The organism is Candidatus Pelagibacter sp. Uisw_127 (assembly GCF_047722515.1).
GTDB lineage: Bacteria > Pseudomonadota > Alphaproteobacteria > Pelagibacterales > Pelagibacteraceae > Pelagibacter.
On the sequence record NZ_CP159815.1, the window covers coordinates 1,018,339 to 1,030,889 of the forward strand.

The 12,551-nt window shown below is 29.4% G+C and carries 15 protein-coding genes and 1 tRNA gene; 10 read left to right on the forward strand and 6 right to left on the reverse strand.

Annotated elements, in window-relative coordinates:
* Positions 1-2 precede the first annotated feature (2 nt).
* The 7 genes from lgt to ychF are packed head-to-tail and all read left to right on the forward strand — an operon-like array spanning position 3 to position 5,930.
* Entirely contained in the window at positions 3-776 is a 774-nt protein-coding gene (gene lgt / locus ABXT65_RS05550) for a prolipoprotein diacylglyceryl transferase (RefSeq protein WP_415322897.1), read from the forward strand.
* Complete coding sequence (locus ABXT65_RS05555) at positions 766-1,812, forward strand: SAM-dependent methyltransferase (RefSeq protein ID WP_415322899.1); 1,047 nt, start codon at positions 766-768, stop codon at positions 1,810-1,812. Before lgt ends, ABXT65_RS05555 begins: the two co-directional genes overlap by 11 nt.
* A 19-nt stretch (positions 1,813-1,831) precedes the next feature.
* Positions 1,832-2,572 (forward strand): peptidoglycan editing factor PgeF, encoded by a 741-nt coding sequence (pgeF, locus tag ABXT65_RS05560; protein ID WP_415322901.1) that lies wholly within the window; start codon positions 1,832-1,834, stop codon positions 2,570-2,572.
* Positions 2,573-2,581: 9 nt separating this feature from the next.
* The gene (locus ABXT65_RS05565) at positions 2,582-3,514 is read left to right on the forward strand and encodes a ribose-phosphate pyrophosphokinase (RefSeq protein ID WP_415322903.1); all 933 of its coding nucleotides are present in this window, start codon (positions 2,582-2,584) and stop codon (positions 3,512-3,514) included.
* A 44-nt stretch (positions 3,515-3,558) separates the two neighbouring features.
* Positions 3,559-4,251, forward strand: coding sequence for a 50S ribosomal protein L25/general stress protein Ctc (locus tag ABXT65_RS05570; RefSeq protein ID WP_415322905.1), 693 nt, complete (start codon positions 3,559-3,561; stop codon positions 4,249-4,251).
* Positions 4,252-4,296: 45 nt separating this feature from the next.
* Positions 4,297-4,857: an aminoacyl-tRNA hydrolase gene (gene pth / locus ABXT65_RS05575; RefSeq protein ID WP_415322906.1), complete on the forward strand. Its 561-nt coding sequence runs from the start codon at positions 4,297-4,299 to the stop codon at positions 4,855-4,857.
* Complete coding sequence (gene ychF / locus ABXT65_RS05580; RefSeq protein WP_415322908.1) at positions 4,857-5,930, forward strand: redox-regulated ATPase YchF; 1,074 nt, start codon at positions 4,857-4,859, stop codon at positions 5,928-5,930. The genes pth and ychF overlap by 1 nt, the downstream gene beginning before the upstream one ends.
* On the opposite strand, the gene ABXT65_RS05585 is transcribed toward ychF, so the two are convergent.
* The 3 genes from ABXT65_RS05585 to petA are packed head-to-tail and all read right to left on the reverse strand — an operon-like array spanning position 5,907 to position 8,469.
* Entirely contained in the window at positions 5,907-6,686 is a 780-nt protein-coding gene (locus ABXT65_RS05585) for a cytochrome c1 (protein ID WP_415322909.1), read from the reverse strand. The two genes, ychF and ABXT65_RS05585, sit on opposite strands and share 24 nt — an antisense overlap.
* 4 nt (positions 6,687-6,690) lie before the next feature.
* Positions 6,691-7,950 (reverse strand): cytochrome b, encoded by a 1,260-nt coding sequence (locus ABXT65_RS05590; protein ID WP_415322910.1) that lies wholly within the window; start codon positions 7,948-7,950, stop codon positions 6,691-6,693.
* 9 nt (positions 7,951-7,959) lie between these two features.
* Positions 7,960-8,469: a ubiquinol-cytochrome c reductase iron-sulfur subunit gene (gene petA / locus ABXT65_RS05595; RefSeq protein ID WP_415322912.1), complete on the reverse strand. Its 510-nt coding sequence runs from the start codon at positions 8,467-8,469 to the stop codon at positions 7,960-7,962.
* Positions 8,470-8,555: 86 nt separating this feature from the next.
* Here petA and ABXT65_RS05600 point away from each other — a divergent pair, with 86 nt between their 5' ends.
* From ABXT65_RS05600 to greA, 3 genes are read left to right on the forward strand one after another with little or no spacing between them, the layout of a single operon-like run.
* Positions 8,556-9,017, forward strand: a complete 462-nt coding sequence (locus ABXT65_RS05600) for a tRNA (cytidine(34)-2'-O)-methyltransferase (RefSeq protein WP_415322914.1) — start codon at positions 8,556-8,558, stop codon at positions 9,015-9,017.
* Positions 9,017-9,844 (forward strand): oxygen-dependent coproporphyrinogen oxidase, encoded by an 828-nt coding sequence (gene hemF / locus ABXT65_RS05605; RefSeq protein ID WP_415322916.1) that lies wholly within the window; start codon positions 9,017-9,019, stop codon positions 9,842-9,844. The genes ABXT65_RS05600 and hemF overlap by 1 nt, the downstream gene beginning before the upstream one ends.
* A gap of 1 nt (position 9,845) precedes the next feature.
* Entirely contained in the window at positions 9,846-10,322 is a 477-nt protein-coding gene (greA, locus tag ABXT65_RS05610) for a transcription elongation factor GreA (RefSeq protein WP_415322917.1), read from the forward strand.
* On the opposite strand, the gene ABXT65_RS05615 is transcribed toward greA, so the two are convergent.
* The 3 genes from ABXT65_RS05615 to ABXT65_RS05625 all read right to left on the reverse strand — a co-directional run bounded on the left by ABXT65_RS05615 (position 10,319) and on the right by ABXT65_RS05625 (position 12,548).
* Positions 10,319-11,593 (reverse strand): CCA tRNA nucleotidyltransferase, encoded by a 1,275-nt coding sequence (locus ABXT65_RS05615; RefSeq protein WP_415322919.1) that lies wholly within the window; start codon positions 11,591-11,593, stop codon positions 10,319-10,321. The genes greA and ABXT65_RS05615 overlap by 4 nt on opposite strands.
* Positions 11,594-11,596: 3 nt before the next feature.
* Positions 11,597-11,670 (reverse strand) — tRNA-Gln (locus ABXT65_RS05620).
* A gap of 32 nt (positions 11,671-11,702) precedes the next feature.
* On the reverse strand, positions 11,703-12,548 hold the full coding sequence (locus ABXT65_RS05625; protein ID WP_415322921.1) for a 4-(cytidine 5'-diphospho)-2-C-methyl-D-erythritol kinase: 846 nt from the start codon (positions 12,546-12,548) through the stop codon (positions 11,703-11,705).
* Positions 12,549-12,551: the final 3 nt, after the last annotated feature.

The following is a 12,551-nucleotide window of genomic DNA, read 5'->3' on the forward strand; positions in this document are numbered from 1 at the left end:
AAATGTTTATTAATAATTTTGACCCAGTAGCTTTTCAAGTTTTATCGTTGGAAATTAGATGGTATTCGTTAGCTTATATTGTCGGAATTATATTGGGATGGACATATTGTAAAAAAAAATTAATTAGTGACCAACACATACTAAGTCTATTTGATGACTTTATTACGTATCTAATTATAGGAATAATTTTAGGTGGAAGAATTGGATATGCATTATTTTATAATCTAAAATATTATTTAGAAAACCCTGTTGAAATTCTAATGGTATGGAATGGAGGCATGTCTTTTCACGGTGGGTTAATTGGAGTTATTGTTGCCTCTCAATTATTTTCAAGGAAACATGGGGTTAATCAATTTATATTCCTAGATTTGGTGGCACTATCAGCGCCAATTGGAATTTTTTTTGGCAGAATTGCTAATTTTATAAATTCAGAGCTTATTGGAAGAGCAACTGATCTGCCCTGGTCTGTACAATTTGTATTAATAGATAAAGTTAAAAGACACCCCTCACAATTATATGAAGCTTTTTTTGAAGGGATTATTTTATTTTTTTTGCTTTGGTATTTCTTTAAGAAAAATTATTTAAAAATTCCAGGAAAAATATCAGCTTTATTTTTAATTTTTTATTCTTTATTTAGATTTTTTGCAGAATTTTTTAGATCTCCTGACCCTCAAATAGGTTATTTAATTTTAAACTTAACACTAGGTCAGTTAATAAGTGTTCTTTTTTTAATAACTGGCACATTCTTATTTTATTTAAAAAATAATGAAAAATAAAAGTAATAATTTATTTACCTTAGATAAATTTATAGAGGAATCTCTATATAATAAAAAATATGGCTACTACATGAAAAAAAATCCATTTGGTAAGGATGGTGACTTCATAACAGCACCTAACATATCCGTATTATTTTCTGAAATGATTGCCATCTGGGTAATTTCATTTTGGGAAAGGCTGGGTTGTCCTAAGCAATTTAATTTGATTGAGTTAGGGGCTGGTAACGGTGAAATGATGAATGTATTGGCCAATACATTCAATAAATTTCCTCAATTTAAGAGTTCTTGTAAAATTAATATATTAGAGAAAAGTGAATTACTTCAACAAGTACAAAAAACTAATATTAAAGATACAAAAGTTAAATGGTTACATAATTTAAATGAGTTGAATAATTGCCCATGTATTTTTATTGCTAATGAATTCTTTGATGCTTTACCCATTAAACAGTTCTTAAAAAAAGAAAAAAAATGGTACGAAAGGCATGTAAACTTTGTCAATGATAAAAAGTTAGAATATTTAGACATTCCATTTGATATGCAAAAATTTGAAAAAGAAATAAAATTTAAAATTTCCTATAAACAAATGTTTGTTGAGTATTCTCCACTCGCTACAAAATACTTACAAACTATAATTAAGAATATTAAACTTAATAATGGTGGAATTTTAATAATAGATTATGCATACCTTGAAAAAGAAATGAAAAACACTCTTCAGGCAGTTTCTAAACATAAATACTGCGACGTTCTAAAAGGTTTTAGAAATTCAGATATAACTTATAATTTAAGCTTTAGTTTAATTAATAAGATTATAAAAAAAATAGGGGGTTGCTCTTCTCTATCCACCACCCAAAAAAAATTCTTAACAAAACTTGGCATACTGAATAGGGCTGAAATATTATCTAAAAACATGCCATTTAATAAAAAAGCTGATATTTATTTTAGAATTAAAAGATTAATTGATGAAAGTCAGATGGGTCATTTATTTAAAGTAATGTTTATAACAAATCATAAAAATAAATTTAAACTAGGGTTTTAAACTGATTAAATCAAAAAAATTGTCTAAATTTAAAAGCATAGAGCATGCTTTTTTTAATAAATTGGGTGGAAAATCTACTGGTATATTTAAAAGTTTGAACTGTGGACCGAACTCCTCTGATAATAAAAAAAATATACTAAAAAATCTTGAAATCGTAAGTAATAAAATCAAGATTAAAAACAAAAAAATAATCTTATTAAACCAAGTTCATAGCAATAAGTTTCACTATATAGGCATACATTCAAAACTTAATAAGAAATTTGAAGGTGATGCCCTAGTCACTGATAGGAAAAATATACCAATAGCTATTTTAACAGCTGATTGTGCGCCAATATTAATTTATGATGATAAAAAAAAAATGATAGCTGCTATTCATGCGGGATGGAAGGGTTCCTATAAAGATATTGTAAAAAAAGTTGTTAAATTTATGATTAAAAAAGGTTGCTCCTCAAGAAATATTACTGCAGCTATAGGCCCTTGTATTTCGAGTAATAATTATGAGGTTAAAGAGTATTTTATAAAAAAATTTATTAAAAAAGATAAAAAAAATATAATTTTTTTCAAAAAAAATAAGGATAAAAACTACTTTAGCTTAAATAAATATATTCACTTTCAATTAAATAGCTTAAATATTAAGAAAATTGATATTATCAATAAGGATACATTTAATATCAAAAATAATTTCTTCAGTGCAAGAAGATCTATTAGCCACAATGAGAATGATTATGGTAGAAATATTTCAATAATTGTGATTAATTAACATTATCTCATGAAATTATTAACTGGAAATAGTAATAAACCCTTAAGTAAAAATATTGCAAAATATTTAAAAACTAAGCTTGTAAACTCTAGCATTAAAAATTTTTCTGATGGGGAAATCTATATAGAAATTAATGAAAATATTAGAGGCAATAGTATTTTTATAATTCAATCAATCTCCTCTCCTGCAAATGATAATTTAATGGAATTACTTTTGTGTATTGACGCGTTAAAGAGATCTTCAGCTAAAAATATCACTGCTGTTATTCCTTATTTTGGCTATGCTAGACAAGACCGAAAAGTGGTACCTAGAACTTCTATATCTGCAAAACTTGTTTCTAATCTAATTACTAAAGCAGGTGCTGACCGAGTTGTTACTGTTGACTTGCATGCGGGACAAATTCAAGGTTTCTTTGACATTCCTGTAGATAACTTGTTTGCTACTCCAATTTTTGCAAGACACGCTAAAAAAAACATTAAAAGTAAAAATATAATTTGTGTTGCTCCAGATGTTGGTGGCACTGAAAGAGCAAGGGCTCTTGGTAAAATTTTAGATGTTGAGCTTGCTATCGTTGATAAAAGAAGACCTAAACCAGGTCAATCAAAAGTCATGAATGTTATAGGGGATGTTAAAGACAAAACTTGTATTATAGTCGATGATATAATCGATTCTGGTGGAACCATAGTTAATGCTGCTCAAGCCTTAAAAGATAGAGGGGCAAAAGAAGTTTATGTTTACATAACTCATGGTGTTCTGAGTGGTGAAGCTATAGATAAAATTAAAAAATCTGTTATAAAAAAATTAGTAATAACTGACACAATTGACAATCAAGACAAAATAAAGAAAGCTAAAAATATAGAAGTTTTACCTATTTCAACCCTTATGGGGGAAGCAATTAAAAGAATTTCCAATTCAACTTCAGTATCTGATTTATTTAAATAATTATCTTGAGTTATTAAGAAACTTGCGCTAGAAAGCTTTCTTTTATGAATTCACTTGAAGCAAATACTAGAAATACTAAATCGAAGGGAGACGTTAGATCTCTAAGACTAGCTGGTAATATTCCGGGTATAGTTTATGGTGGAACAGAGCAAAATCAAAAAGTTACTGTTTTAAAAAAAACTCTTAAAACCCTAATTGCAAAAGAAAATTTTTTATCAAATATTATAACTCTTAACTTAGATGGTAAGCCTCAAAATGTTTTACCAAGAGAGATCACATATAACGTGGTCTCTGACGAGCCAACTCATATTGACTTTCTTAGAGTTGTTTCCGGTGTAAAAATTAGAATAGAAGTCCCTGTACAATTCATTAATCATGAAACTTCTCCAGGTTTAAAAAGGGGTGGTGTGCTGAATATAGTTAGAAGAAAAATTGAATTAAAATGCCCAAGTGAAAAAATTCCTGAAGCAATTGTAATTAACCTAGATGGAATTGAAATTGGAGAAAGTTTTAAAATATCTTCAATTAAACTAGAAGAAGGTGTTACACCAACAATTATTGGACGTGACTTTGTAATTGCAACTTTGGCCGCTCCTACTGTTATGAAAGAGCCAGAAAAACCAGCTGAAGCAGAAGCAACAGATGAAGCAGCAGCAGATGGTAAAGATGCAGCTCCAGCAGCTGATGGAGATAAAAAAGAAGGCGAAGAAAAAAAAGCTCCTGAAGAAAAAAAATAATAAATTTATTATAGTGAAAATTCCTAGATACGATCTAAAAAAATTATGCTTCTATTTGTAGGTTTAGGAAACCCCACACCCAATAGCGAAAATAATAGACACAATATTGGCTTTAAGCTGATTGATGCTCTTAATCAAAAATTTGGCTTATCCAAACAGAAACCAAAATTTAAAGGACTCTTAACTACTGGAAATATTGAAGATAAAAAAGTTTATGCAATAAAACCCCTGACTTTTATGAACAACTCTGGAATTTGCATAAGGGAATTAATCGAATACTTTAAAATTGATGCTGAAGATGTCATAGTATTTCACGACGATCTTGATATTGAGTTTGGAAAAGTAAAAGCAAAATTTGCAGGATCTAGTGCGGGGCATAATGGAATTGAGTCTATAGATAAATTCATAGGAAAAGACTACTCAAGAGTAAGAATTGGAATAGGAAGACCTAAAACCAAAGCTGAAGTTTCAGACCATGTGTTAAAAGATTTTGATGAGGATGAAATGTTACAGCTAGAAAAAATCACAAATAATATTATTAATTCAATGCCTATATTAATTGATAAAAAATTAGATTTATTTGCAAGTACAGTAAATAATAAATAATGAGTTTTAAGTGTGGAATTGTTGGGTTGCCTAACGTCGGTAAATCGACATTATTTAATGCACTAACAAATTCTAGCAAGGCACAAGCTGCTAACTTTCCTTTTTGTACTATTGAACCAAATGTTGGTGTTGTCCCCGTTCCAGATGAAAGGCTAGATAAATTAGTAGAAATATCTCAATCAAAAAAAAAAATAAATACTACAATTGAATTTGTAGATATTGCAGGGCTTGTAGAGGGTGCCTCTAAAGGTGAAGGTTTGGGGAATAAATTTCTATCTCATATTAGAGAGGTTGATGCAGTAATACATATGATAAGATGCTTTGATTCAGATGATATTCAAAATGTAAACCCTACAGTGGACCCTGTAAGAGATTTAGAGATTATTGAAACTGAAATGATGTTAGCAGATCTTGAATCAATTCAAAAAAGATTAGAAAAAAATAATAAAAAAAATGTAGATGAAGAGCAGTTAAAGATATTAGAAGTTGCCTCAGATTGTATAAATAATTCTAAAGATATCCAAATCCTATACGACCAATTTGAAAAAAAACTCCTTAACCAAAGTGGCTTACTATCTTTAAAACCTAAAATCTTTGTCTGTAATGTTGATGAAGCAAGTGTTCAAAATGGCAATCAATATACAAAGGCTTTCATTACAAAATTTGAAGAGAGAAACACCTTAATAGTTTCAGCTGATATTGAAAATCAAATTAATCAGTTAGAAAATGAAGAAAAACAAAATTATATGGAAATGATTGGATTAAAAAGAACTGGTTTAAATATGCTAATTCAAAAAGGCTATAATGTTTTAGAACTAGATACTTATTTTACATCAGGTCCAGAGGAAACTAGAGCATGGACAATCCAAAAAAACTGTACTGCACCAAAAGCAGCTGGAGAAATACATACTGATTTTGAAAAAGGCTTTATAAGAGCTGAAACAATTGCTTATGAAGATTTCATCGCTAATAGTGGATGGGTAAATTCAAAGACCAATGGTAAGATGAGGCTTGAAGGTAAAGATTATATTGTGAAAGATGGCGATATATTAAACTTCAGATTCAATACGTGACCAAATTTTCTTCATACTAAAATAAACTAATATAGTTAAAATTATCAAATACAAAATCGCTTTGAAGCCCATTTTATGTCTAGCTTCTAAATGAGGTTCTGCAGTCCACATTAAAAATGTTGTTACATCTTTAGCCATTTGTTCTTTTGATGTAATTGTTCCATCGCTGTACTCGACTAAACCATCTGATAGTGGTTCTGACATCTTAATTTTATTTCCGTACATATATTTATTATAATAAACTCCATCATCAAGAATTACTCCACTAGGCGGATCTTCATAACCTAGAAGCACTGAGTAAATATAGTCTACACCACCAGTTCTTGCTTTTGCTAATACTGACATATCAGGTGGATAAGCCCCTCCATTTGCTGCTTGTGCTGCTTTAACATTTGCAAAAGGCTTAACAAACTTATCTGATAACTTTGCAGGTCTAACAAACATTTCACCATCGCTATTTGGTCCATCAGTAACTTCAAAACCTGCTGCTATAGCTTTTACTTGATCTTCTGTGAACTCTGGTCCTCCTGGCTCAAATAAATTTCTATAACTAACATATTTCATTGAGTGACATGATGCACAAACTTCAGTGTATACCTGATATCCTCTTTGCAGTGAACCTCTATCAAATTTTCCAAATAATCCTTTAAAAGTCCAATCTGTTTTTAAGAGATCAATTTTTTCTGCTGCATTAACCTGGAGAGTCCCTACTAAGAAAAAAATTATTAAATATGTTATTTTAAAAGTATTTTTCACTAAATTAATTCAAGCTTTCTTTTTTTTTAACAGCTGAAGCCATTGGGAATCCTCCAAGTACTGGCTCTGTAATACTTAAAGGTAAAGGTATGGTTTTTTCTTTAAATCCCAATAACGGTAAAATTATTAAAAAATGTATAAAATAGTAAGCCGTGGCAACTCTAGCAATTAATAGATACAAACCTTCTGCTGGCATTGCACCTACATAACCAAGGATTAATACATCGACTACCAATATCCAGTAAAACTGTTTGTAAAGAGGTCTAAATACAGCTGACCTAATTTTTGAAGTATCCAACCACGGCAGTGCTGCTAAGATTAAAATTGCTGATAACATTGCTATTACGCCCATTAATTTATCTGGAACTGACCTCAAGATTGCATAAAAAGGTAGTAGATACCATTCAGGAACAATATGGGCTGGTGTTACCATTGGGTTTGCTTCAATATAATTATCTGCGTGTCCTAAAACATTTGGTGAATAAAATACAAAAAATGCAAAAATAATAGTAAACATTAATAATGCAAAAGCATCTTTAATGACAATATATGGATGGAAGGGTACGGTATCTTTAGAAGGTTTTTTAACGTCAATTCCTACTGGATTATTATTTCCAGGAATATGTAGGGCCCAAATATGAAGAACTACTAGTCCTAAAATTAAAAATGGAATTAGATAGTGAAGTGTAAAGAACCTTGTTAAAGTTGGGTTGTCCACAGAATAACCACCCCACAACCAATTTACTATTCCCTCTCCTACCAAGGGTATTGCACTAAAAAGGTTTGTAATAACTGTTGCTCCCCAAAAACTCATTTGACCCCATGGAAGGACATAGCCCATAAATGCTGCAGCCATCATTAGAAGGTAAATTATTATTCCAATAATCCAAATTATTTCTCTTGGAGATTTGTAAGATCCATAAAATAATGATCTGAATATATGAATATATACAGCTAAGAAAAACATCGATGCACCATTTGCATGAATGTATCTTATAAGCCATCCATAGTTTACATCTCTCATAATATGTTCAACACTCTCAAAAGCTAAGTCAGCATGAGCAATATAATGCATTGCTAAAGTTAAACCCGTTACAATTTGTGTAATTAAGCAAAAAGTTAATATTCCACCAAAGGTCCACCAATAATTTAAATTTTTGGGTGTTGGGTAGTCTGTTAAATGACTAGCAAGTGATAGAAGGGGAAGTCTATCATTAAACCATTTTCCAAATTTTGAATTGGGTACGTACTCGTGATCACTCATAATTATTTATTATCCGATTTTAATTGTATTACTGTTAACAAATTCATATTTTGGAACTTCCATATTTGTTGGAGCAGGACCTTTTCTAATTCTTCCCGATGTATCGTAGTGTGAGCCATGGCAAGGACAGAACCAACCATTGTAATCTCCTTTATCATTTAAAGGCACACATCCTAAATGAGTACAAACACCAACCATCACAAGCCACTCAGGATTTTTTGCTCTATCTTCGTCTTTCTCTGGGTCTTTTAAATCTTCCATCTTAACAGCTTTTGCCTCTGCTATTTCTTCAGACGTTCTTCTTTTAATAAAAACTGGTTTTCCTCTCCAAAGGACTGTGATTGTCTTTCCAGGCTGAACTGAACTAATATCAACTTCTGTGCTAGCCAATGCTTTTACTGAAGCATCTGGATTCATTTGGTCAATTAAAGGCCAAACAACCGCTCCTACCCCAACAGCACCAACAGCATACGAGGCTGTAAATAAAAATTCTCTTCTTTCAGGTTTTTTTTCAGACATTTTTTGTTTTTTGTATATTCTTATCTATTATATGACTTCATATAAGAAAAAAGTTTTTTTTCTACTGAAACAATGACACATAAACTATGACTTTAAGACCTAAAATAGCCTTATATGAGCCAGATATTCCTCAAAATACAGCTGCAATTATTAGAACCTGTGCGTGTCTTGGTGCTGACTTAGAAATTATTGAGCCGTGTGGATTCTTATTTAGTGATAAAAGATTTAAAAGAGTTGTTATGGATTATATGGATGAAAAACACATAAAGTTTTACCAAAGCTCAGCAGAATTTTTTAAGTCAAAAGAGGGTCAAAGGGTAATATTATTAACAACAAAATCGGCTGAATCTTATGCTAAATTTAAATTTGAAAGAAATGATACACTGTTATTTGGGAGAGAAAGTGCAGGAGTACCTGAGCATGTTCATAATTTGATCAAATACAGATTGAAAATACCTATGATGACTAATAAAAGATCTTTAAACATCGCTTCTTCAGTTGCTATAATTCTTTCAGAAAATTTAAGACAAACTAACTTTAACAAATAATGGATAAAGAAATTAAAAAAAAACTTGCTTCTAATTGGTTTAAGTTACTACAGAACACAATTTGTAACGATATTGAAAAACTAGAAGGTAAAAAATTCAAATTTAAATCTAAAACTTGGAATAGAAATGAAATTAAAGATGAAGGTGGTGGAGAGTTTAGAATTTTAAAAAATGGTAAAATTTTTGAAAAAGTTGGTGTAAATTTTTCAGAAGTGCGTGGAAAATTTTCAAAAGAAATGAGTAAAAAAATTCCAGGTGCCTCTAAAGATCAAAATTTTTGGGCATCTGGAATTTCTATTGTAATGCATATGAGAAATCCTCATGTTCCAGCAATTCACTTTAACACAAGGTTTATCTATACAACGCATGGATGGTTTGGTGGTGGTATGGATGTAACACCTTGCATTCAAGATCTTAAAGAAAAAAGCTTCCTTCATAGCGAATTAAAAAAAATGTGTGATCGACATGATAAAAAATTCTATAAAAAATATAAAAAGTGGTGTGATGAATATTTTTATTTACCACACAGAAATGAAACAAGAGGAATTGGTGGTATTTTTTTTGATTACAAAAAAAATGATTGGGAGAAAGACTTTAAATTTGTAACAGATCTTGGAGTTACCTTTCAAATGTTATTTAACTCAATAATACAATTGAAACACAAAAAGAAATGGAATGTAAAAGAAAAGGAGATACAATATGTTAAAAGAGGTAGATATGCTGAGTTTAACTTACTATATGATAGAGGGACAAAATTTGGTTTACAAACAGGTGGTAATGTTGAGGGAATATTAATGTCTTTGCCTCCAATAGCAAAATGGAATTAAAATGGAAAAAGAACCAATAACAACTGCCGGACTTGAAGTTTTAAAAGAAGAGCTAATTTTTTTAAAAGAGAAAAAACGTCCACAGATAGTAGCTGCAATATCTGAAGCAAGATCACATGGAGATTTGAAAGAGAATGCTGAATATCATGCTGCAAAAGAAGAACAATCACATAATGAAGGAAGAATAGTTCAGATTAATGATAATATCGCAAGAGCAAATGTAATCGACGTAACCAAAATGAGTAATGATGGAAAAGTCATCTTTGGCTCAACTGTAGATTTAGAAAATTTAGATACTGAAGAAAAAATTACCTATAAAATAGTTGGAAAAGATGAGGCTGACCTTCAGAAAAAACTGATATTTTTTCAATCACCAATAGGTAGAGGTTTAATTGGAAAAAACAAAAATGATTTAGTTGAAATTAAAACTCCAGCAGGTGTAAAAAACTTTGAAATTAAAGATGTAAAGTACGTTTAGTTACTTACTATTTTTTGAACTTCTTTATCTGAAATTTTGAAGTCGTTACTAATCCAGACTTCTTCTATTGCTTTTAGCCTCTGTCCCAACTCCCTTCCCTCAGGAACTTGATATTTTTCCATCAGGGTACTAGCTTTAAATGGCATGGCAGGCATTTCTTTTTTCTTAAAAATTTCAATTAATTTAATTAACTTATTGTCTACTTTTTTGGATTTAAAAACCTTAAAATAAAGAACATCTAATAATGCCTCTCTACTATTAAAATAAAAAACCTTATTCAAATTTTTTTCTAAAAAAGTTTGGCTAGTATTTTTTTCTAAATAAAACTTATTCAAAAATATAAGTCTTTTTTGATCTTTTTTAGATAAATTGAATTTATAAATAAAATAATTTACATTATCAGTTCCATCAATAATCATTAAAGATAACAAAAAAATGAAATCTACTTCAAGAAAATTTTTTTTTGCAAAACTATTCATTTTGTTAAATAGAGAAATATTTTTAATTTGTGGAAAAATAAGATTTATAATCTCTAAACAATCCTTATCCTTGGTTAACTTTAAAAAACCATCTGATTTTAATAATTTTTGAAATTCATCTAATAATCTTTCAGAAGAAATTGCTGAAACGCCAATTAGATTTTTTTTTATTATGTTAATAATTTTAGGGTTATGCTTATCTTTGGAATAATTAAGAAAAAATCTAATATATCTTAATACTCTAAGATAATCTTCCTTAATCCTTACCTCTACATCTCCAATAAATTCTACTTTTCCATTTTCTAGATCTTTTTTACCATCAAAAGGATCAAATAGATTTCCCTCAATATCTGCATAAATAGAATTTATAGTAAAATCTCTTCTAGAGGCATCTTCCTTCCAATTATCTGAAAACTCAACTTTTGCATGCCTTCCATCAGTATCAACATCTTTTCTTAACGATGTTATTTCAAACTTAATGTTGTTTATTAATGCTGTAATTGTTCCGTGCTCTATTCCACTTTCATAATATTTAATATTTTTTTCACTAAGCGCATCACAAACATCTTTTGGTTTTAAATTTACAGCTAAGTCTATATCGTCAACTTTTTCTTTATTAATAATTTTTCTAACACACCCACCAACATATCTAATTTCACTATTTTTAGAAAAAGAATGAATGGCACTGAATATTTGATCTACTTCAGTATTGTTTTTAATATCCTTAAATCCTAAATTTATATAATTAAGATTTTTGGATCTGAAAAAAATTTTATCTAATAAATTATTCATATATGGCTGGCCCACAAGGATTCGAACCTCGGATCTCTGTACCAAAAACAGATGTGATACCACTTCACCATGGGCCAATATTAATTTCATATATCACAAAAAAAAAAAATTATATAGTTTTTGATGCAATACACCAATGACTACTGAATTTCCTTTTAAATTGACTATATGCATTACCACACGACCTCTTAGAATCAAAATAGGCTACGATTGACGAGCCAGATCCCGACATTCTAACAAACGTATTGTTGTGTGTGTTTGATAGGAATAATTTAATTTTTTTAAGTTTTGGGTATTTTTTAAAGGCTATTTTTTCAAGATCATTATTCAAAGTTTTAAGATATTCCACCTCAAACATTTTTAACTTAGGAAAACTAAATTGAGGTTTGGAGAATGATTTTATTTTTGAGTAAATGTATTTAGTTGAGCAGCCAAAACTGGGTTTTACAACTAATGTATGAAGTCTGATATCTTTATTATATTTTTTTAATTCTCCATTATGTGACAGAATTGCAATAGTTGGTTTTATTCCTAAAATAACGTCGGAGCCGATCTGGCTTGTCAGCTTTATTAATTCATTTTTTTTTATCTTTAATATTTTTTGATTAATAAAAAAATTAATTAAACTAGCAGCATTCATTGAGCCACCACCCATTCCAGCTTCTTGAGGTATATTTTTAATAACTTTAATCTCAAATTTTTGACTATTAAGTAAATTTTTTTTATCTAACAATTTCATTAAATTTGCAACTGTATTTATTTTACCAATATTTTTAGAAAACTTTCCTTTAAAAATTATTTTATGATTTTCTTTTTTAATTTTTTTTAAGTGAATTAAATCGTGTAAATTTATAAAGGAAATCAGAGTTTCAATTTTATGTAGTTTTGTTTTTTTCCCAGTTACGTTTAGTGCAAGATTTATTTTAGCATAAGATTTAATCTTGAAACTATTCATGTA

Excerpts from the sequence above, each read along its gene's own strand:
- petA (WP_415322912.1), bottom strand. The coding sequence starts at position 8,469 with ATGTCTGAAAAAAAACCTGAAAGAAGAGAATTTTTATTTACAGCCTCG.
- ABXT65_RS05615 (WP_415322919.1), bottom strand. The coding sequence starts at position 11,593 with ATGAATAATTTATTAGATAAAATTTTTTTCAGATCCAAAAATCTTAAT.
- ABXT65_RS05590 (WP_415322910.1), bottom strand. The coding sequence starts at position 7,950 with ATGAGTGATCACGAGTACGTACCCAATTCAAAATTTGGAAAATGGTTT.
- ABXT65_RS05600 (WP_415322914.1), top strand. The coding sequence starts at position 8,556 with ATGACTTTAAGACCTAAAATAGCCTTATATGAGCCAGATATTCCTCAA.
- ABXT65_RS05565 (WP_415322903.1), top strand. The coding sequence starts at position 2,582 with ATGAAATTATTAACTGGAAATAGTAATAAACCCTTAAGTAAAAATATT.
- lgt (WP_415322897.1), top strand. The coding sequence starts at position 3 with ATGTTTATTAATAATTTTGACCCAGTAGCTTTTCAAGTTTTATCGTTG.
- greA (WP_415322917.1), top strand. The coding sequence starts at position 9,846 with ATGGAAAAAGAACCAATAACAACTGCCGGACTTGAAGTTTTAAAAGAA.
- ABXT65_RS05555 (WP_415322899.1), top strand. The coding sequence starts at position 766 with ATGAAAAATAAAAGTAATAATTTATTTACCTTAGATAAATTTATAGAG.
- hemF (WP_415322916.1), top strand. The coding sequence starts at position 9,017 with ATGGATAAAGAAATTAAAAAAAAACTTGCTTCTAATTGGTTTAAGTTA.
- pth (WP_415322906.1), top strand. The coding sequence starts at position 4,297 with ATGCTTCTATTTGTAGGTTTAGGAAACCCCACACCCAATAGCGAAAAT.
- ychF (WP_415322908.1), top strand. The coding sequence starts at position 4,857 with ATGAGTTTTAAGTGTGGAATTGTTGGGTTGCCTAACGTCGGTAAATCG.
- ABXT65_RS05570 (WP_415322905.1), top strand. The coding sequence starts at position 3,559 with ATGAATTCACTTGAAGCAAATACTAGAAATACTAAATCGAAGGGAGAC.
- ABXT65_RS05625 (WP_415322921.1), bottom strand. The coding sequence starts at position 12,548 with ATGAATAGTTTCAAGATTAAATCTTATGCTAAAATAAATCTTGCACTA.